The following is an 18,634-nucleotide window of genomic DNA, read 5'->3' as shown; positions in this document are numbered from 1 at the left end:
GATGACCGGCAAGACGACACGCGCCCGCAAGCCCGCCCCCATCGCGGAGGACGGTGACACCATGGTGACGCTGCGCCACGTGCCGCCCGACCTGCTGGGGCCGCAGTTCCGGCGCGGGATGCGGATCAGGGTGAACGCCATCCTGCGCGCGCGGCTGGAGGAAGCGGAGGCGGTCGACGATGCCCAGCCTGCCCTCTGAACTCGATTTCGACAAGGACAGGGCCGGGACGCCGGACCGGATGAACCGGGCGATGAGCTACCTCGTCGCCCGCATCCGCGCGCTGGAATCGAGCCAGCCTGAATTCACGTCCGCCGTGGAGCAGCTGCGCCGCCTGATCCTCGACCGGATGAGCGAAGTGCTGATCCCGGCCTATCAGCAGGTCGAGGCGATCCAGTCGAACCTGACCGCCATTCAGGAGCGTTGGCAGGACGATGGCTTCGCGGCGGCCGTCGCGGCGATCGTGCTGGCCGATGTGGACGGGCGCTTCGCCGCTGCGGAGGATGTCGCGCTACTGGCGGCCGCGCTCGCTGGCAAATCGGCCACCGGCCACGGTCACGCCATCGCCGATGTGGAGGGCCTGCAAGGCGCGCTCGACGCCAGGGCGTCCGCCGCCGACACGGCGGCGGCGCTGGCGACGAAAGCCTCCGCCACCGATCCCATCCTGACCGGCGCGATCTACGCGAACGGATCGCAGCGGGGCAATGTGACCGCGCTGGACGCCCTCGCCATCGACTGCGCGGCCGGGAATTATTTCACCAAGACGATCGCCGGAAATGCGACCTTCACCGTGGCGAACGCCCCCGTTTCGCGCTCCTATGGCTTCACGCTGGAGCTGACGCACACGTCCGGCACCGTGACATGGTTTGCCGGGGTCCAATGGCCGAACGGAACAGCGCCCAGCCTGACGACCGGCAAGGTCCATCTGTTCGTGTTCCACACGGATGACGGCGGCGCGACATGGCGCGGCGCGGCCCTGCCCAATTATAATAGCTGAGGGTCGGCCATGGATGAGATCACGCGCACGATGCTCATGGGGGCGGCTGGGGCAACAGCGGTAGGGTTTATTTCGTCGTCATGGGGGGACACCAACAGCACTGCGGCGACATCGGTAGTCGCGCCGCGCCCGGCGAATATGCAACCCGGCGATCAGCTTGTCGCATATCTCCTGCTGAACGGATCCTCCGGGTCATACACGCCGCCCGCCGGGTGGTTCTCCTACAGCGGCAATAATGCCACGCCATATCCCTTCAATTTTTGGAAGACGGCGACCGCTTCCGAACCTGCGACATATACTTTCTCATTCTCAACCGCTCGCACCATTGGCGTCATTATCCTTTGTTTCCGAAACGCAGGATATATCAACGGAACCGCCTTCGCGACCGGCGTGAACGTCAATTCCCTCACGACCGGATCGCTGCCCATGTCCGATCCGGGCTATCTCATCGGCTTTGCAGGGTCGATCCGGCGCGTCACTACCCATTCTCCCCCGGCGGGGATGGAACTGATCGCAAGCGGCGCGCCCAACACGAATGAAAACCTCGGACCGTCGCTGTCCATTTTCTGCGAAAAGCGGGGCGCAGGGGCATCAGGCGCCCGCACCTTCCTGTCGAGTGAAACGGCGACACAAGCAGCCTCTCTCCTCTACCTGAAAGCTCTGTCATGATCCTCGCAAAGATCGAAAACGGCGCGATCGCCGCCTATCCCTATTTCGCCTGGCAGTTGCGCGCCGACCATCCCGGCACCAGCTTCCCCGACGATCTGGCGGACATCGACCTGTCGGACTTCGGTGCGGCGATCATCGATCCTGTCGATCCGCCCGCATGCGATGCCGAATATCGCGTCGAGGAATCCGCGCCGGTTCTTCAGGACGGGAGATGGTTGCAAGCATGGGCGATCGTCGAGCGGTCGGCCGATGAACTGGCCGCGCATCAGGCGGACCTTCTGGCGGGCATCGACCGGGAGGCTGGCGAATTCCGCCAACGCTTCATCACCGCCGTCCCCGGTCAGGCGCAGACCTATGACGCCAAAGCCCGCGAGGCGGCCGCGTGGGTCGCCGCGATCGATCCCCGGACAGAAGATTTCCCGTTCCTGTCGGCGGAGGCATCGGCCTGCGGCATGGCGATGGCCGATGTCGCCGCCATCATCGCCGCCACCACGGCGCAATGGACGACGCTCGCCGCGCGGATCGAGGGCGCGCGCATGGGCGCGAAGCGCGCCGTGCAGGCGGCGCACGGCTTCGCCGCGAAATCGGCGGCGGCCGGGGTGGATTGGGAAGGACTGCTGGCATGAGGCGATGGGCGTTCAACCTGCTTGGCGCATGGTCGCAGTTCTGGAACGCCTTCTGGGGCGGAAATCGCGACCAGTCCTTCAGCAGCCGGTCGTTCGAAGCGGCCATGCTCGGCAGGCCGTGGGGCCGCTGGGCCGTCAGGATCATCGACGGGCTGTTCTGGTTTCAGCCGAACCATTGCGCGCGCGCCTTCTTCTCCGATGGCGAGCGGACCTATCGCGATCCGTCCGACCTCACCCCGCCCATAAAACTGCCGCCAGAAAAACTGCCGCTTGTGTAAGGCGCGGCTCTACACAAGGCACCCCGCGCCTGCATCCTGATCCGGTTGCATGGTCCGGCCCATGTCGGACATCGAACAGCAGCTGGGCGATCTGGCCCGCATCGGCACCGTCGCATCGGTCGATCATGCCGCGCGCACCTGTACGGTGGAGACCGGCGACATCGTGACCGGCCCGCTGCCGTGGATGGCGGTGCGCGCGGGTCGCATGACGATCTGGTCCCCGCCCAGCGTGGGCGAACAGGTTCTGCTGATCTGCCCGGAAGGCGACACGGAGGCCGGAATTATCCTTCCCGGCCTCTATTCCGACGATAATCCCGCCCCCTCCGACAGCGCGGACGAAGTGGTCATCGCCTTCGAGGACGGGGCGCGCCTGTCCTACGACATGGCCGCGCATGGCCTCAGCGCCACGCTGCCAGAGGGCGGCACGGTCGATCTGGAGGCGGACGGCGGCATCCGCATCAAGGGCGATGTCAGCGTGGAAGGGACGATCCGCGCGACCGGCCTCATCAAATCCGACGACGATGTCTGGGCCGAAAATATCAGCCTGAAGCATCACGGCCATGGAGCGCCTTTGCCATGGTCGGAATGAACCGGCATGACGGCGCGCCGATCGACGGGATCGAGGATATCCGCCAGTCGATCCACGATATATTGACCACGCCGGTCGGGTCGCGGCTGGCGCGGCGCACCTATGGGTCGCTGCTGCCCGAAATGATCGACCGGCCGCTGATCCCGGCCAATGTCCTGCGCCTCTACGCCGCGACAGCGCTCGCCATTTCCCGCTGGGAAGACCGCGTCCGCCTGCGCCGGGTCTCGATCGACAGCGCCACGGCGCAGGGCGGCGCGGTGCTGATCGCGGAAGGCGACCGCATCGACCTGCCCACCGCCCAGCCTTTCCGTCTCGCCATCCCCCTTTCCCTTTAGAGCAGGAGCCTTCCCATGGCGTTCAAACATGGCATCACCATCACCGAAGTGACCAGCGGCGCGCGGACGCTGACGGCGGTCTCCACCGCGATCATCGGCCTTGTCGCCATCGCCGCCGACGCGGATGCCGCCACCTTCCCGCTGAACCGCCCCGCGCTGGTGACGGACGTGGAAGCGGCGATCGGCAAGGCGGGCGTCACCGGCACCCTTGCCAAGTCGCTGCGCGCCATCGCCGACCAGTGCCGCCCCATCGTGGTCGTCGTGCGCGTCGAGGAAGGCGATGATGCGGCCGAAACCGCCAGCAACGTCATCGGCACCACCACGGCCGAAGGGCACAAGACGGGGATGCAGGCGCTGCTGGTGGCCAAGGCGGCGTTGGGTGTCCAGCCCAAGATTCTGGGCACCCCCGGCCTTGAGACGCAGGCCGTCACCACCGCGCTGGCAGTGGTGGCGAAGAAGCTGCGCGGTTTCGTCTACGCCCGCGCGATCGGCGACACGGTCGCCGCCGCCACCGCCTATCGCGCCAATTTCGCCGCGCGGGAAATCATGCTGCTGATGCCCGATTTCCTTGCGTGGGACACCGAAGAGGATGAGGCGGTGACCAGCTACGCCGCCGCCCGCGCCATGGGACTGCGCGCCCTGATCGATGAAACGGTGGGGCCGCACAAGACGCTGTCGAACATGGCGGTGCAGGGCGTCGTCGGCCTCAGCAAGGACATCCAGTGGGATATCGAGGATCAGGCGACCGAAGCGGGTCTGCTCAACGCGTCGGAAGTGACCGCGCTGATCCGGTCCGACAATGGCTTCCGCTTCTGGGGCAACCGAACCACGTCCGACGAACCGCTGTTCGCCTTCGAAAGCACCGTGCGCGTGGGGCAGCTGATCGCGGACACCGTCGCGCGCGGCATGATGTGGGCGATCGACAAGCCGCTGTCGCCCGCGCTGGCGCGCGACATCGCCGAGACGATCAACGGCTTCTTCCTCGAACTGAAGACCCCCGGCGTCATCCTGGGCGCGAATGCATGGTATGATTCCGCCCATAACAGCATCGCCAGCCTGAAGGCCGGAAAGCTGCGCATCGACTATGACTATACGGTGCCGCCGCCGCTCGAAGACCTCGGCTTCAACCAGCGCATCACGGATGTCTATTTCGCGGACTTCGCGAAGCAGCTGGCGGCCGCCTGATCCCTTTCCCTTTTTCCCCGGAGACACGCCATGGGACTGCCCCGCACCCTCATGAACTTCCTGCTCTACAATGAAGGCCTTTCCCATGTCGGGGAGGCCAAGACCATCACCCTGCCTGTCCTGTCCCGCAAGATCGAGGAATGGGACGGCGGCGGCATGGGCGGGGCGGTCGGCATCGACATGGGCGCAGACGGCCTGCTGGAAATGTCGCACAGCTATGGCGGCCCCATGCGCCAGATTTTCAGCCAATATGGCATCACCAAGGTGAACGGCGTCTATCTGCGCTTTGTCGGTTCCTATCAGCAGCAGGACAGCGACGCGGTCGATGCGATCGAAGTCGTGGTGCGCGGCCGCCACAAGGAAATCGACATGGGCGATCAGGAGAAGGGCGGACAGGGCGAATTCAAGGTCTCGTCCGTGCTCTCCTACTACAAGCTGTCATGGAACAACGAAGTGCTGATCGAGATCGACCGGCTCAACATGATCGAGGCCGTCGACGGCGTCGACCGCCTCGCCGCCCAGCGCGCCGCGCTCGGCATGTTCTGATCCTGCGCCGTCCGTCCATTGCGGCGGGCGGCTTTCCTGCCATCCATCGAACGGGGAATCCCACCATGTCCGACCGGCCTGTCCTTTCCGAACCCGTCACGCTCGACACCCCGGTGCAGCGCGGCGAATCCGTCATCGCCTTTGTCCAGATCAGGAAGCCGGGAGCCGGTGAACTGCGCGGCCTTTCGCTGGTCGATCTGGGGCAGCTGAAGGTGGACGCCCTGCTCAAAATCCTGCCGCGCATCACGGTGCCCAGCCTCACCGAAGCGGAAGCGGCGAATCTCGAACCGGCGGACCTTCTGGCCTGCGGGGCAGAGGTGGGCGGTTTTTTGTTGCAGAAGTCGCAGCGCATGGATGTCCTCGCGCAGTAGAGGACGCGATGGCGGACGTGGCGGTCATCTTCCATTGGCCGCCCGCCGCGATGGACGGCATGGCGCTGTCCGAACTGATGCACTGGCGCGAGCAGGCGGCCCTGCGATCGAAGCCGCCTGACAATCCCGGCAAACGCGGAAAGCGGTAATGGCTGACAAGAATCTTCGCCTGAAACTGATCCTTGAGGGGCTGGACCGGGTGACCGCGCCCCTCAAGTCCATCACGAACGCATCGTCGGCCGCGCGGCGCGACCTGGCCGAAACGCAAAAGCAGCTGAAGCAGCTGGACGCGCTGCAAAAACAGGTCGGCAAATATAAGGCGACCGAAAGCCGCTATGCCGCCGACATCGCCCGGCTGGAGGAAAACCGCCAGAAGGTGGCCCAGCTGGGCGCGCAGATGGAGGCGACGGAAAAGCCCACCAAGAAGCTGCGCACCGAATTCGAGCGCGCCCAGAAGGAAACCGCCCAGCTGACCGCGCGCCTCGACGCGGGCGGCGCGGAATTGCAGCAGATGTCCGCGAAGCTGAGCGCGGCCGGGATCGATGTTGCGGATCTGGCGCGGCACGAAGATCGGCTTGCCACGCAGACGCATGATGCCAATCAGGCCTTGAAGCGCCAGACGGCCCAGCTCGAAAAAATGGGCGCGGCCAAGCGCAATTCGGAAAAGATGAACGACATCAGCGCCAAGGCCACCGGCGCGGGCCTTGGCATGATCGCGGCCGGGACCGCGACCGCCGCGCCCATTGTGCTGGCGACAAGACAGGCCATGACGCTGGAAAGCTCCATGGCGGACGTGTCGAAGGTCACCAACATGGTTCCCGCGCAGATCGAGCAGATGTCCAACGACTTCATCGATATGAGCGAGCGCATTCCCATGGCCGCGACCGAACTGGCGACCATCGCCGCCGCCGCCGGGGCCGCCGGCGTCGGCATGGACAAGCTCGGCCGACCGATGCGCGACCAGCGGCAGCAGCTGCTGGAATTCACCAACGACGCCGCCGAAATGGGCGTGGCCTTCGACATGACGGCGGACATTGCGGGCGAGACCATGGCCAAATGGCGCACCGCCTTCGAAATGCCGCAGGCGGGCGTCCGCGCGCTGGGCGACCGCGTCAACGCGCTGACCAATACATTCGGCGGCAAGGCGGCCAATGTGACGGACATCATCACCCGGATCGGCCCGCTTGGCCGCGTGGCGGGCCTTGCCGCGCCCCAGATCGCGGCGCTGGGGTCGACACTCGATTCCATCGGCATCCCCAGCGAAGTCGCCGCCACCGGCATCAAGAACACGATGCTGGCGCTGACCAAGGGCGAAGCCGCGACCAAGGCGCAACAGGCCGCCTATGAGGCGCTGGGGCTGTCCGCCACCGATGTCGCGAAGCGGATGCAGACGGATGCGGCCGGGACCATCGTCGACGTGATGGAGCGCATCGGAAAGCTGGACCCGGACAAGCAATCGGGCATCCTGACCAATCTGTTCGGTTCGGAAAGCGTGGCGGCCATCGCGCCCATGCTCACCAATCTGGACGGGCTGAAACAGCGGCTCGCGCTGGTCGGGGACGAAAGTCGCGTGGCGGGATCGATGCACGGGGAATTCCTCAACCGCATCGCCACCACCGAAGGCGCGACCGGCCTTGCCACCAACGCCCTTTCCGGCCTCAACATCACCATGGGCAAGGCGCTGCTGCCCACCGTGGTGGCGGTGTCGGAAAAGGTCAGGAACGCCGCCAGCGGGTTGCGCCAATGGGCGCAGGAGCATCCGAAGCTCGCAAAGGGGATCATGATTTTCCTCGCCGCCGGATCGGGCCTGCTGATCCTGCTGGGCGGGTTGGCACTGGCCTTCGCGGCGCTGACCGCCGCCGCCGCGCCGCTCGGCATCGCGCTGGGTCCGTTGCTGCTGATCGTCGCAGCCATCGCCGCCGTCGCGGCCGCCGCCTATCTGATCTACGATAATTGGGGCGCGATTTCGGCATGGTTCGGCAATCTGTGGTCGGGCATCAAATCCGCGGTCGCCAGCGCCATCGGCTACATCGTCGACACGTTCCTGAATTTCACGCCGCTCGGGCTGCTGATCCGCGCCTTCCTGCCCGCGCTCAACTATCTGCGTTCGCTGAACTTCACGGAGATCGGCCGCAACCTCATCCAAGGGCTGATAAGCGGCATCACCGGCATGCTGGGCGCGCTCAAGTCCACCGTCGTCAATGCCGCCAGTTCGGTCGCCAACTGGTTCAAATCGAAGCTGGGCATCCAATCGCCATCGCGCGTCTTCATGGGGCTGGGCGGCTTCGTCATGGAAGGGCTGGATCAGGGCCTTGCCGCCAACACGTCCGGGCCGCTGTCGCGCATCACCGACCTTTCCGGCCAGATGACGCGCGCGCTCGCCGTGGGCGCGGGCGGCGCAGCCATGGCCGTTGCCGCGCCTGCCGCCGCTGCCTCAGCGTCGGGGGCCTCCGCAGGCCCCGCCTCGATCCACAACAGCTATTCCATCACGATCAAGGTGGAAGGCGCGGGCCATGGCGAGGACATCGCCGAACAGGTCCGCCGCGCGATCGAGGAGATCGAGCGCAGGAAGCGCGGGCGCGGCTTTGGCGACGATCTATAGGAGGACGGAAAATGCGCGTGAAGGTTGGTAACGAATGGTTTTCGGATGAACCGGGCAGACCCATTGCGGTCGAACTGACGCTCGCCGATCGCAGGAACATAGCCAATATGCTACCCGAAGCAACGCGCTATGGGCAGTTTTCGAAGGCAGATGACGATGTGCCCGTTGACATCAAGCGTCAGTGGATGGCGGATTAGGGACCATCATGCGTCTTCTGGCTATCGGCATGTTCGTCTTCGAACTGAGCACTCTCGCCTTCGACCAGCTTCAGCGGAAGACGGACTGGAAACATGCCCGCTCCGACCGGGTCGGGACCATGGCGGCGACGCAATATGTCGGGCCGGGGGATGAAACGGTCACCCTCTCCGGCTCCGTCTATGCGGAGATCGCGGACGGGCGCGTCTCGCTGGCCGATCTGGAAGCCATGGCGGCGCAGGGGGATGCCTGGCCTGTGGTGGACGGCACCGGGCGCGTCTATGGGCATTTCGTCATCACCGCGCTCGACGAACGCCATGCCAGCCTGATGGCGGACGGCCGCGCGCGGCGGATCGACTTCGGCATCGACCTCCTGCGCGTCGAAGATCCCGCGACCGTCCAGGACGCCGCCTTCGCATGACCGGGATCAACAATATCGCGGACTGGCGCGTCACCATGGACGGGACGGACCTGACCGACCGCCTGCGCCCGCGCCTCATTTCCCTGTCCCTCTCCGAAAAGCGCGGGGACGAGGCCGACGAACTGGACATCGCCCTTCAGGACAGCGACGGCCGCCTTGCCATCCCCAAGGAAGGCGCATTGCTGCGCGTCCAGCTGGGCTGGCGGCAGGGCCGCGACGTGACGGTGGGCCTGTTCGACAAGGGCAGCTTCAAGGTCGATGACGTGACCCATAGCGGCCCGCCCGATGTCATCCGGATCAGGGCGCGCGCGGCCGATTTCACCAGCGAAATCCGCAACCGGCGCGAACAAAGCTGGCATGACAGCACCCTGGGCGCGGTGCTTCAGGACGTGGCGGGGCGCAACGGGCTGATGCCGCGCATCGCCGACGATCTGGCGGGCATCGCCCTGCCGTCTGTCAGCCAGAGCCGGGAAAGCGACATCGCCTTCCTGCGCCGTCTCGGCCGCGAGAATGACGCGGTCGCCACGGTGAAGGACGGGCACCTGATCTTCGCGCGCAAGGGCGCGGGCATGTCCGCCACCGGCAAGCCGCTTCCCCGGCTGACGCTGCGGCGGCATGCGGGCGACGGGCATAGCTGGCAGCGGCAGAAGCGCGACGGGCAGGAAGGGGTGACCGCCAGCTGGCATGACAAGGGCGCGGCGAAGCGCAAGACCACCACCGCCGGGAAACAGGACGGCGCGAAGAAGCTGCGCAAAATCTATCCCGATGAGGATTCCGCGAATCGCGCCGCCCATGCCGAAAACGACCGGCTGAAGCGCGCGCCCGCCACGCTGGACATGAAACTGGCGCTGGGGCGGCCCGACGCCTATCCCGAAGCCCGCGTGACCGTGACCGGCTTCAAACCGGAGATCGACGCGGCGACTTGGCTCATCACCGAAGTGACGCACCGGCTGGACAAGGGCGGCGGCTTCGGAACCGACCTGAAGATGGAAATGGCGCCCTAGCGCGACACCGCAGCGCAAAAGATAATGTTCTGTGTCCTATTGCCAGCACAGTATTTTCGAACACCGTCCCGCGCCGCAGGGCGGACCTCTATGTCTTGAGCAAACTCCAGAACCCCTTCCGGTGGGATATTCTCATACTGGATTTGACGCAGGTCGGCAGTCCTGATGCGAAATTCCATCACTTTCCCGTGCGCCTCCTTACCGTAATTGTCGACCAGTGGTGAGGATCAGCGTGCAATAGGCACCCCCTTCGTGGGGTGATCGGCGTGCAAAAAGGACCCCTTCATCCCGGGGATTTAGTCGGCCGACTGGTTTTGATCAGTTGGCGAGAACGGGATGTTGATCGTGGAGACAGTGGTTCGGATTCGGCGTGAGCATGCAGGGGGGAAGGCGATCAAGGCGATCGCGCGCGACCTTCGTTTGTCGCGGAAGGTAGTCCGCAAGGCGATCCGGTCGCCGGAGGCGGCGTTCAACTATCAGCGCAAAGTCCAGCCGCTGCCGCGGATCGGTCCTTATCAGGATCGTCTCGATGCGCTGCTTGAGGAGAACGAGGGGCGCGGCCGCCGCGATCGGCTACGGATGACGCGTATCCATGACCTGCTGGTGCGCGAGGGGTTCGATGGATCCTATGATGCGGTGCGCCGCTATGCGGCGCGCTGGCGTGCTGCGCGGCGGAAGGATGCTGGCGAAGGCGCACCGGCGTTCATCCCGATGACCTTCCAGCCGGGTGAGGCCTACCAGTTCGACTGGAGCCACGAGGATGTGGAGATCGCCGGCAAGCCGATGCGGGTGAAGGTGGCGCATATGCGTCTCTGCGACTCGCGCGCACCCTATGTCCGGGCCTATCCGCGCGAGGGCCAGGAGATGCTGTTCGATGCCCATGCCCGGGCGTTCGCGTTCTTCGGCGGTGTGCCGCGACGCGGTATCTACGATAATATGAAGACGGCGGTGACGGCCGTGTTCACCGGCAAGGAGCGTGTGTTCAACCGCCGCTTCCTGATCATGACCGATCATTACATGGTCGAGCCGACCGCCTGCTCGCCGGCGGCGGGATGGGAGAAGGGCCAGGTCGAGCAGCAGGTCCAGACGATCCGAGGCCGCTTCTTCCAGCCGCGACTCCGGTTCGCCAGCCTGGCCGAGCTCAACGGGTGGCTGGAGGCCGAGTGCCGGCGCTGGGCCGAGCATCATGCCCATCCCGAACGCGGGGATATTACCGTCGCCGAGGCGCTGGATATGGAGCGACCGGCCCTGCAGCCGATCCTGGCACCGTTCGACGGCTTCCATGAGAGCGAGCATGCCGTCACCGGCACCTGCCTCATCAGCTTCGATCGCAACCGCTACTCGGTCATGTCGACGGCCGCACGCCGGACCGTTCAGGTGCGCTCCTATGCCGATCGCATCGTCATACGCTGCGGCGATGCGATCGTCGGGGAGCATGAGCGCCACTTCGGTCGGAACCGCACGATATACGATCCCTGGCATTATCTGCCGGTCCTCGCGCACAAGCCCGGCGCGCTGCGTAACGGCGCACCGTTCCAGGACTGGGATCTGCCGCCCGCCCTGCACCGATTACGGCGAAGGCTCGGCACCGGGGACGAGGCCGATCGCAGGTTCGTGCGGGTCCTCTCGGCGGTGCTCACCGATGGCCTGGAGCCGGTAGAGGCTGCCGTGCGCGAAGCGTTGGCGAACGGAACGGCCAGCGACGAGCTGATCCTCAACATCCTCTCCCGGCGCCGCGAGCCGGCGACACCCCACAGCATCGTCACTTCGGAAGACCGGATGCTGCAGCATCCTCCGCTCGCCGACTGTGCCCGCTATGATCTGCTGCGAGGCTATGATGCAGCGGCATGATATGATCGACACGATGCGCGGCCTCGGACTCAAGGGCATGGCGGCGGCGTTCGACGAGGCGGTCACCACCGGCCTCCAGCGCAAGCGCACCACCATGGAGATACTGACCGACCTGCTCCGTGCTGAGGCGACCCACCGGGATGCAGCCTCCATCCGCTATCGGATGACGGCTGCGAGGCTGCCCGTGGTGAAGGACCTGGAGCGGTTCAGCTTCGAGGGCACACCGATCAATGAGGAGATGATCCGCTCCCTTCACGATGGCTCCTTCCTCCCGCCTCGCCGCAATATCGTGCTGGTCGGCGGCACGGGGACAGGCAAGACCCACCTCGCCATCGCGATCACCGCCAATGTCGTGCGAAGGGGCGCTCGCGCCCGCTACTTCAACACCGTCGATCTGGTGACACGCCTCGAAGAGGAGACCCGGATCGGCAAAGGCGGGACCCTGGCGGCGCAGCTGTCGCGGCTCGATCTGATCGTGCTCGACGAGCTTGGATATCTGCCGTTCGCACGCTCGGGAGGGCAGTTGCTGTTCCACCTCATCAGCAAGCTTTATGAGCGCACCAGCGTCATCATCACCACCAACCTTGCCTTCGGCGAGTGGCCTACCGTCTTCGGGGATCCCAAGATGACTACGGCGCTGCTCGACCGCGTCACCCACCACTGCGATATCATCGAGACGGGCAACGACAGCTGGCGCTTCAAAAACCGCAGCTGACCGCTACCTTCGGCGCCTTCAAAAATCTATCTTGCGCTGCGCGCGCCTCCGGTCGGGCTACGCCCGCCCTCCGCCGCACGCAGCGCAAGGCCATCTTCAACAAACCAACATCATATCCGAAAAAGGGGGTCCCTCTTCGACGCCGATCGGGGGTCCCTTTTGAACGCCGTTTGACACTGATCGCGATCTATACCGGCCATAATCCGGGCGCGAAGCTGCAATCGCAATATCTGGCCTACAGCAACGACCGGGGGCGGACATGGACCGTCCATGGCGAAGTGCTGAGCGTCGGATCGCCCGAGTTCCGCGATCCCAAGATATTCTGGCACGCGCCATCGAACCGCTGGGTGATGGTGGCGGTGATGGCGCTGGAGAACCGGGCGGTGATCTTCACCTCGCCCGACCTCCGCCAATGGACCTTCGCCAGCAGCTTCGGTCCCGCCGGGGGCAAGGGGCGCAACTGGGAATGTCCCGACCTGTTCGAACTGCCGGTCGAAGGCGGCGCGCCGGGCGAGAAGCGCTGGGTGCTGGGCATCAATCTGGGCGACAATGCCGTGGGCGGCGGATCGGGCGGGCAATATTTCGTCGGCGATTTCGACGGGAAGCGCTTCACCCCCGCCGCCGGCTGGGGCAGCGACCCGGTGTGGATGGATTATGGCGCGGACTTCTACGCCGCCGTTTCGTGGAACGACCTGCCCAAGGACGATCCGCGCCGCATCTGGATCGGCTGGGCCAATGACTGGCGCTATGCCGAAGCAATCCCGACCTGGCCCGCGCGCGGGCTGATGACGGTGCCGCGCACGGTGACGCTGCGCAGGACGGCGCAGGGCTATCGCATCGCGCAGATGCCGGTGCGGGAGGTGGAGACGCTGCGCGGAACGCCGCGATCCGCGCAGGGGCTGCGCCTGGGCGAGCAGCCGGTGGCGCTGCCGGTGGAGGGCCAGTCGCTCGACCTCCAGATCGACCTCGACGCGGGCAAGGCGGATCAGGTCGCCATCGTCCTCACCGACGAGCAGGGCTACCAGACCGTGATCGGCGTCAATCCGGCGGTGAACGAGGTGTTCGTCGACCGCACCCGGTCCGGCCCGCATTTCCATGACGGCTTCCCCAACCGGCATGTCGCGCCGGTCGACCTCAAGAGCGGCAAGGTTTCGCTCCGGGTGCTGGTGGACGAATCGATCATCGAGCTTTTCATCAATGACGGCGCCCAGACCATCACCGACCGCTTCTTCCGGGGCGGCGGCAAACTGCGCTGGAGCGCGGCGGCGCTGGGCGGACCGGCGTCGATGACCATCACGGCCTGGCCGATGCGGCAGGAGGACGCCCACTGACGATCACCGTCGCCCGCGCCCGATAGGCGCCACCGATCTTCATCACCCAGGCCGCCATCGCCCGATCGGAAAGATCCGGGGAGCGATGGCTTGCGGCCGGAATAATCAGGAATGCAGGGAGAATAACAGCCATGAACATCAGGACATTCGCCTTACTGGGCTCCACATCGCTCGCGCCGCTGCTGCTCGCCGCGCCCGTCGCCGCGCAGACGGCGCAGGACGCCGAAGCCGCGCAGGCGGGCGACATCGTGGTCACCGGCTATCGCGCCGCCATCGGATCGGCGCAGGAAATGAAGCGCCGGTCCGACGCCATCGTCGATTCGATCGTTTCGGAAGACATCGGCAAGCTGCCCGACAATAATGCGTCCGAAGCCATTTCGCGCATCGTGGGCGTGCAGGTGCTGCGCTATAACGACGAGGCGGGCGACGTGCTGGTGCGCGGCCTGCCCAATGTGGGCACGACCTTCAACAACCGTGAATTCTTCACCGCCGACGACCGCGTGCTGCACTTGCAGGATTTCCCGGCGGGCGTCGTGGCGGGGATCGAGGTCTACAAGTCCGGCACGTCCGATCTGGTCGAGCCGGGGCTCGCGGGCCTCATCAACCTGCGTTCGCGCCGTCCCTTCGAGATCGACGACACCAATATCGCGGGCGAGGTGCGCGGTTCCTACAACGACCAGTCGAGGGCGTTCGACCCGTCGGGCAACCTGCTGCTGACCAAGCGTTGGGACACCGGCATCGGCGAGATCGGCGCCCTCATCAACTTCAGCTACACCCGCATGACCTATCGCAATGCGGACCGCTATGCCGACTCCGCGATCATCAGCCCGCTGGGCTTCAACGAAGGCAGCCCCGACGACGACATGACCGTGACGACGCCGGGCGTGGGCAATTTCCGCTTCCCGGCCAATGCGGGCAATTTCTACGAAAAGGGCATCCGCCACCGCCCGGCCATCAACGGCACGATCCAGTGGCGGCCCACCCCCGACCTCGAAATCTATGCCGAAGGCCTGTGGCAGGCCTATCGCGGCGACGTGCTGCGCGATTCCTTCAACGTCAATTTCGAGCGGCCCGACGCCAATGGCGTGCCACCCACCATCGGCAATGTGGTGCTGGTGGATGGCGAGCCGGACAAGGCGGCGAGCTTCACCAAGACGGGCGGCTACGTCCCCGAATTCTCCCGCGCGGCGCAGGACGACAAGACCGACACCTATCAGTTCGCGGCGGGCTTCAAATGGACGACCGGGCGCGCCACCCTGTCGGGCGACTTCGCCTATACCAACAGCAGATATGAAGCCCATGAAACCAAGATCGACGGGCAACTGGCCTATGCGCCGACCATCAATGTCGATTGGGACGTCAAGGGTTCGGCGGTCTTCGATCTGGGCGATTTCGACAATGCGGACCCGGCCAATTATGTCTGGCGCGGCTTCTACCAGCGGCATCTGGTGACCAAGGGCGACGGCGTTCAGGGCCGGCTGGACCTGGACCTGGAAACCGACATCGGCTGGCTGCCGCACCTCCAGTTCGGCATCCGGGCGAGCGACCGCACGGCATCCTCGCAGAGCGACGACCGCTATGCCTATGTCGCCGCGCTGGGCACGCCGCTCGCCAGCCTGCCGACCGGCGAGCTTTCGCTCATCAATGACGGTTTCCGGGGCGATCCGCAGCGGTTCCAGAACTGGCTGGCTCCCGGACGCGGCGCGATCCTGAACAATGCCGAAGCGCTGCGCCAGCTTTCCTATGACGCGCTGGGGCGGATCGACCCCGGCGCGGCGGGCAGCTTCGCCACGGCGGACATCCCCTATAATCCGCTGGGCGGCTTCCGGGCGAAGGAAGCCAGCTATGCCATGTACGGGCAGGGCAAGTTCGCATTCGACCTGGGCGGCATCAGCGCCGACGGCACGTTCGGCGTGCGGGTGGTCAATACGGACGGCCGCTATTCTGGCAATTCCCGCGTGGTCGACCCCGACGGCACGGTGCAGATCGTGCCGCAGGATACCCGCCAGAATTATCTGGACGTGCTGCCTTCCTTCCAGACGCGCATCCACTTCACGCCGCAGCTTCAGATGCGCCTCGCCTTCAACCAGACACGCACGCGGCCCGGTTTCTGGCAGCTCAATCCATCGCTCAACCTCGTCCAGAACGGCGCGGGGCCGGACGGCTCCCCGCCCCGCTACGGCGCGACGGGCAGCGGCGGCAACCCGAATCTCAAGCCGCTGACATCCGACAATTATGACGCGACGCTGGAATATTATTTCTCGCGCACCGGGTCGGCCACGGTCGCCATCTTCTATCGCGACCTCAACGGGTTCATCAGCAACTACACCCGCGACGTGGTGGACCCGGAATATGGCCTGATCCAGATCAACCGCCCGGAAAATGCGGGCAAGGGCCGGATCAAGGGCGCGGAAGCCTCCTTCCAGACCTTCTTCGACTTCCTTCCCGGTTGGCTGTCGGGCTTTGGCGTGCAGGCGAACGTCACCTATCTGGACGGCACCAACGCCCTGCCGCTGGCGCTGGGCGAGGGCGGGCGTCAGGTGCGGATCACGGGCCTGTCCAAATGGGCCTACAACCTGACCGGCTTCTATGAGAAAGGCCCGATTTCGGCGCGGCTGTCCTATAATCGCCGGTCGAGCTTCATCAACAGCTACAACCGCAACGCCAATGAGGACCAATATGCGGGCGAGATCACGCGGGGCATTTCCCGCCTCGATTTCTCCGCATCCTATGAGATGGTGAAGGGCATCACCCTGGTCGGCAATGTCAGCAACATATTGGGCAAGCCGTTCAACAATTATCGTTATTATAACGAAACCCAGTATTTCCCGCGCGATCTGAGGATCGAGGGCCGCTATTTCAGCCTGGGCGTGCGCTTCAAGATGTAAGCTTTCCCCCCGGAAGCGGAAAGGCACCCGCCTTTCCGCTTCCACCCCCTCTCGTTGCGAGAAAGGACGCCATGTTCGGCCGCGCGATCGCCCTTTTGTTGATGAGCGCCCCGTTGCTGCCGGCGGCGGACGCGCCCGTCTATTTCGCCCATGAACAAGCGGGGATCGGCGATCCCAATCCCTTTTACGAAAATGGCGTCTATTCCGTCTTCTACCTCAAGAATGAGGGACGCCATCCTTTCTGGCTGACGCAGAGCCGGGACGGCCTCACATGGTCGCCGCCAAGCGAATCCATCCCGGCAGGCAAGGCGGACGAGCCGGATTTCTGGACCGGCAGCGGCAGCGTCATCGCCGATCCCAAAGGCGGATACCGCCTCTATTATACGGGCCACCATCCCCATGCCGACCCGAAGGAGGTGGTGATGGAGGCAAGGGCCCCTGCCCTCACCGGCCCCTGGACCAAGCATCCCGAAACCGCCTTTGCCGGTTCGCCGGCCTATGACCGGCGGGATTTCCGCGATCCCTTCCTGTTCTGGAACGCGGAGGCGAAAGCCTGGTGGATGCTGCTGGCGACGCGGCGGCGGGGCAAGGCCGTCATCGGCCTCTACAGTTCGGCCGACCTGACGCAATGGACGGCGCGGCCGCCCATTTATGAGGAGGATTCGCCGCTCAACCTGGAAGTGCCCGACCTGTTCCGGGAAGGCGGCGACTGGTATCTGCTCTATTCCGACCAGCGCGAGGAGTCGCGGCAGGTGCGTTATCTGGCCGCGTCACGGAGCGCCGGGCCTTATGTCTATCGCCGCTTCGACGCGCTGGACGGGCGGGCTTTCTATGCGGGGAAGTCCGCCGGGTCGGGCGACCGGCGGCTGCTTTTCGGATGGCTGGCGCACAAGAAGCGGCATGACGACGCCATGGATTTCGACTGGGGTGGCGATCTGGTCGTCCATGCGCTGCGGCGGAATGCGCGGGGCGACCTGGCGGTCAGCCTGCCGGAGACGGTCGCGGCGCAATTCCGGCGGGAGCGCAGGACGCTGTCCCCGCAGGCGCTGGAGATCGGCTCCGCCGCGCAGCCGCTGCTCGCACGGATGACGCTACAGGTCCGTCCGGGCAGCGCGTTCGGCATATTGTTGCGGGAAGCCGGGCAGGAACCCAGCCGGATCAGGATCGACACGGCCAGGGGAGAGGCGCGCTTCCTGCTGCGCGGGCGGGACAGCGCACAAGCGCCGCGCGTCGCCTTTCCGCCTTCGGCCGACGGGCGCTATGCGCTCGACCTTGTGGTGGACCCGAAGCTGGGGCTGGGTATCGCCTATATCAATGGTTTCAGGGCGCTGAGCTTCCGCTTCTACCATATCGGCAACAGCCGGCTCTCGCTCACCATGGACGGGGAACCTGTGGCCCTCAGCGGCGTCGTGACGACGCGCTGAAGGGCGCGGCTCAATAGGTCAGGCCGAGGCAGAAATCCTTGAGCGCGCGCGCGTCGTGCAGGGCGTTGTGCGGCGTGCGGCTGTTGGCCGAGGCGCTGAAACCCGCGCAGTTGAGCAGCTCCAGCCGCAGCCCGCCGATGGTGATCATCTCGCCCGGCCCCGTCACGAGAAGATGGCAGAAATAGCCGAGGTCGTCCGGCCAGTCCGCCACGATCACCGGATCGGGATCGTTCGCCAGATAGGCTTCGATATGCCGCGCGGCCTCCTCGCGGCCCAGCACATGGTCGACGCCCGGCGGAACGGAGCGGAGATAGGGGATGACGTTGCGCTCGACCCATGAATGGACCCTGTCCGGCAGCGGCAGCGATACATAGAAATCCTGATCGCCATATTCAGGAACGAGCGCGAGGCTGATCAACTCGCCGCCAAAGCCGTTGAACTCTGTATCGAGGAAATATCGCAAAACAGGGACGCTTTTCAGTAATGGAGGGTTGGGGCCGCTATGACGCCGCCTTTGCTGGGCGTAAACCCCTTCGTCGCAGCTTTGGCTGGAGCGGCGCGGCCACATGCCATAGGGGGAAGGCGAAGCGACCCCGCCAGAACAGAAGG

At 65.4% G+C, this 18,634-nt stretch carries 21 protein-coding genes; 20 read left to right on the top strand and 1 reads right to left on the bottom strand.

The annotated features are described in order from the left end of the window. The first annotated feature begins 1 nt into the window (after position 1). The 20 genes from SCLO_RS15355 to SCLO_RS15260 all read left to right on the top strand — a co-directional run bounded on the left by SCLO_RS15355 (position 2) and on the right by SCLO_RS15260 (position 18,025). The gene (locus SCLO_RS15355) at positions 2–199 is read left to right on the top strand and encodes a hypothetical protein (protein ID WP_066519729.1); all 198 of its coding nucleotides are present in this window, start codon (positions 2–4) and stop codon (positions 197–199) included. Beyond that, complete coding sequence (locus SCLO_RS15350; RefSeq protein ID WP_066519737.1) at positions 180–995, top strand: hypothetical protein; 816 nt, start codon at positions 180–182, stop codon at positions 993–995. Before SCLO_RS15355 ends, SCLO_RS15350 begins: the two co-directional genes overlap by 20 nt. A gap of 9 nt (positions 996–1,004) precedes the next feature. Continuing rightward, positions 1,005–1,664, top strand: a complete 660-nt coding sequence (locus SCLO_RS15345) for a hypothetical protein (RefSeq protein WP_123905529.1) — start codon at positions 1,005–1,007, stop codon at positions 1,662–1,664. Further along, positions 1,661–2,290, top strand: coding sequence for a hypothetical protein (locus SCLO_RS23450; protein WP_066519741.1), 630 nt, complete (start codon positions 1,661–1,663; stop codon positions 2,288–2,290). The genes SCLO_RS15345 and SCLO_RS23450 overlap by 4 nt, the downstream gene beginning before the upstream one ends. Beyond that, positions 2,287–2,568 (top strand): hypothetical protein, encoded by a 282-nt coding sequence (locus tag SCLO_RS15335; RefSeq protein ID WP_066519744.1) that lies wholly within the window; start codon positions 2,287–2,289, stop codon positions 2,566–2,568. The genes SCLO_RS23450 and SCLO_RS15335 overlap by 4 nt, the downstream gene beginning before the upstream one ends. Before the next feature lie 61 nt (positions 2,569–2,629). Further along, positions 2,630–3,157, top strand: coding sequence for a phage baseplate assembly protein V (locus SCLO_RS15330; RefSeq protein ID WP_231923256.1), 528 nt, complete (start codon positions 2,630–2,632; stop codon positions 3,155–3,157). Continuing rightward, positions 3,145–3,492, top strand: coding sequence for a GPW/gp25 family protein (locus SCLO_RS15325; RefSeq protein WP_066519749.1), 348 nt, complete (start codon positions 3,145–3,147; stop codon positions 3,490–3,492). Before SCLO_RS15330 ends, SCLO_RS15325 begins: the two co-directional genes overlap by 13 nt. A 15-nt stretch (positions 3,493–3,507) precedes the next feature. Then, complete coding sequence (locus tag SCLO_RS15320; protein ID WP_066519751.1) at positions 3,508–4,677, top strand: phage tail sheath subtilisin-like domain-containing protein; 1,170 nt, start codon at positions 3,508–3,510, stop codon at positions 4,675–4,677. 30 nt (positions 4,678–4,707) lie between these two features. Further along, positions 4,708–5,223, top strand: coding sequence for a phage major tail tube protein (locus tag SCLO_RS15315; protein WP_066519757.1), 516 nt, complete (start codon positions 4,708–4,710; stop codon positions 5,221–5,223). A gap of 65 nt (positions 5,224–5,288) precedes the next feature. After that, the gene (locus SCLO_RS15310; protein ID WP_066519762.1) at positions 5,289–5,594 is read left to right on the top strand and encodes a phage tail assembly protein; all 306 of its coding nucleotides are present in this window, start codon (positions 5,289–5,291) and stop codon (positions 5,592–5,594) included. An 8-nt stretch (positions 5,595–5,602) separates the two neighbouring features. After that, complete coding sequence (locus SCLO_RS15305) at positions 5,603–5,743, top strand: GpE family phage tail protein (RefSeq protein WP_066519765.1); 141 nt, start codon at positions 5,603–5,605, stop codon at positions 5,741–5,743. Next, positions 5,743–8,196 carry a phage tail tape measure protein gene (locus SCLO_RS15300; protein ID WP_066519767.1) on the top strand — a complete coding sequence of 818 codons (2,454 nt, stop codon included), beginning with the start codon at positions 5,743–5,745 and terminating at the stop codon, positions 8,194–8,196. The genes SCLO_RS15305 and SCLO_RS15300 overlap by 1 nt, the downstream gene beginning before the upstream one ends. Positions 8,197–8,207: 11 nt before the next feature. Further along, on the top strand, positions 8,208–8,393 hold the full coding sequence (locus SCLO_RS15295) for a hypothetical protein (protein ID WP_066519770.1): 186 nt from the start codon (positions 8,208–8,210) through the stop codon (positions 8,391–8,393). 8 nt (positions 8,394–8,401) lie between these two features. After that, positions 8,402–8,812 (top strand): phage tail protein, encoded by a 411-nt coding sequence (locus SCLO_RS15290; RefSeq protein ID WP_066519771.1) that lies wholly within the window; start codon positions 8,402–8,404, stop codon positions 8,810–8,812. Further along, positions 8,809–9,816, top strand: a complete 1,008-nt coding sequence (locus tag SCLO_RS15285; protein WP_096362169.1) for a contractile injection system protein, VgrG/Pvc8 family — start codon at positions 8,809–8,811, stop codon at positions 9,814–9,816. The genes SCLO_RS15290 and SCLO_RS15285 overlap by 4 nt, the downstream gene beginning before the upstream one ends. Before the next feature lie 336 nt (positions 9,817–10,152). Further along, the gene (gene istA / locus SCLO_RS15280) at positions 10,153–11,667 is read left to right on the top strand and encodes an IS21 family transposase (RefSeq protein WP_096362065.1); all 1,515 of its coding nucleotides are present in this window, start codon (positions 10,153–10,155) and stop codon (positions 11,665–11,667) included. After that, positions 11,654–12,382 carry an IS21-like element helper ATPase IstB gene (gene istB, locus SCLO_RS15275; protein WP_096362194.1) on the top strand — a complete coding sequence of 243 codons (729 nt, stop codon included), beginning with the start codon at positions 11,654–11,656 and terminating at the stop codon, positions 12,380–12,382. The genes istA and istB overlap by 14 nt, the downstream gene beginning before the upstream one ends. Positions 12,383–12,552: 170 nt before the next feature. Continuing rightward, the gene (locus SCLO_RS15270; RefSeq protein WP_231923255.1) at positions 12,553–13,713 is read left to right on the top strand and encodes a glycoside hydrolase family 32 protein; all 1,161 of its coding nucleotides are present in this window, start codon (positions 12,553–12,555) and stop codon (positions 13,711–13,713) included. A 131-nt stretch (positions 13,714–13,844) separates the two neighbouring features. After that, a complete protein-coding gene (locus SCLO_RS15265) occupies positions 13,845–16,601 on the top strand; it encodes a TonB-dependent receptor (protein ID WP_066520313.1) in 2,757 nt (918 codons plus the stop codon). A gap of 101 nt (positions 16,602–16,702) precedes the next feature. Then, positions 16,703–18,025: a glycoside hydrolase family protein gene (locus SCLO_RS15260; RefSeq protein ID WP_231923254.1), complete on the top strand. Its 1,323-nt coding sequence runs from the start codon at positions 16,703–16,705 to the stop codon at positions 18,023–18,025. Positions 18,026–18,035: 10 nt separating this feature from the next. On the opposite strand, the gene SCLO_RS15255 is transcribed toward SCLO_RS15260, so the two are convergent. Next, on the bottom strand, positions 18,036–18,488 hold the full coding sequence (locus SCLO_RS15255; RefSeq protein ID WP_066520308.1) for a 3'-5' exoribonuclease: 453 nt from the start codon (positions 18,486–18,488) through the stop codon (positions 18,036–18,038). Between the last annotated feature and the right edge of the window lie 146 nt (positions 18,489–18,634).

The organism is Sphingobium cloacae (assembly GCF_002355855.1).
In the GTDB taxonomy this organism is placed as follows: domain Bacteria; phylum Pseudomonadota; class Alphaproteobacteria; order Sphingomonadales; family Sphingomonadaceae; genus Sphingobium; species Sphingobium cloacae.
The sequence above is the reverse complement of the archived record's forward strand: the minus strand, read 5'-3'. Positions and strand labels throughout refer to the sequence as shown.

Coding starts and splice junctions, on each gene's coding strand:
- SCLO_RS15355 (WP_066519729.1), top strand. CDS start 2: ATGACCGGCAAGACGACACGCGCCCGCAAGCCCGCCCCCATCGCGGAG.
- SCLO_RS15350 (WP_066519737.1), top strand. CDS start 180: ATGCCCAGCCTGCCCTCTGAACTCGATTTCGACAAGGACAGGGCCGGG.
- SCLO_RS15345 (WP_123905529.1), top strand. CDS start 1,005: ATGGATGAGATCACGCGCACGATGCTCATGGGGGCGGCTGGGGCAACA.
- SCLO_RS23450 (WP_066519741.1), top strand. CDS start 1,661: ATGATCCTCGCAAAGATCGAAAACGGCGCGATCGCCGCCTATCCCTAT.
- SCLO_RS15335 (WP_066519744.1), top strand. CDS start 2,287: ATGAGGCGATGGGCGTTCAACCTGCTTGGCGCATGGTCGCAGTTCTGG.
- SCLO_RS15330 (WP_231923256.1), top strand. CDS start 2,630: ATGTCGGACATCGAACAGCAGCTGGGCGATCTGGCCCGCATCGGCACC.
- SCLO_RS15325 (WP_066519749.1), top strand. CDS start 3,145: ATGGTCGGAATGAACCGGCATGACGGCGCGCCGATCGACGGGATCGAG.
- SCLO_RS15320 (WP_066519751.1), top strand. CDS start 3,508: ATGGCGTTCAAACATGGCATCACCATCACCGAAGTGACCAGCGGCGCG.
- SCLO_RS15315 (WP_066519757.1), top strand. CDS start 4,708: ATGGGACTGCCCCGCACCCTCATGAACTTCCTGCTCTACAATGAAGGC.
- SCLO_RS15310 (WP_066519762.1), top strand. CDS start 5,289: ATGTCCGACCGGCCTGTCCTTTCCGAACCCGTCACGCTCGACACCCCG.
- SCLO_RS15305 (WP_066519765.1), top strand. CDS start 5,603: ATGGCGGACGTGGCGGTCATCTTCCATTGGCCGCCCGCCGCGATGGAC.
- SCLO_RS15300 (WP_066519767.1), top strand. CDS start 5,743: ATGGCTGACAAGAATCTTCGCCTGAAACTGATCCTTGAGGGGCTGGAC.
- SCLO_RS15295 (WP_066519770.1), top strand. CDS start 8,208: ATGCGCGTGAAGGTTGGTAACGAATGGTTTTCGGATGAACCGGGCAGA.
- SCLO_RS15290 (WP_066519771.1), top strand. CDS start 8,402: ATGCGTCTTCTGGCTATCGGCATGTTCGTCTTCGAACTGAGCACTCTC.
- SCLO_RS15285 (WP_096362169.1), top strand. CDS start 8,809: ATGACCGGGATCAACAATATCGCGGACTGGCGCGTCACCATGGACGGG.
- istA (WP_096362065.1), top strand. CDS start 10,153: ATGTTGATCGTGGAGACAGTGGTTCGGATTCGGCGTGAGCATGCAGGG.
- istB (WP_096362194.1), top strand. CDS start 11,654: ATGCAGCGGCATGATATGATCGACACGATGCGCGGCCTCGGACTCAAG.
- SCLO_RS15265 (WP_066520313.1), top strand. CDS start 13,845: ATGAACATCAGGACATTCGCCTTACTGGGCTCCACATCGCTCGCGCCG.
- SCLO_RS15260 (WP_231923254.1), top strand. CDS start 16,703: ATGAGCGCCCCGTTGCTGCCGGCGGCGGACGCGCCCGTCTATTTCGCC.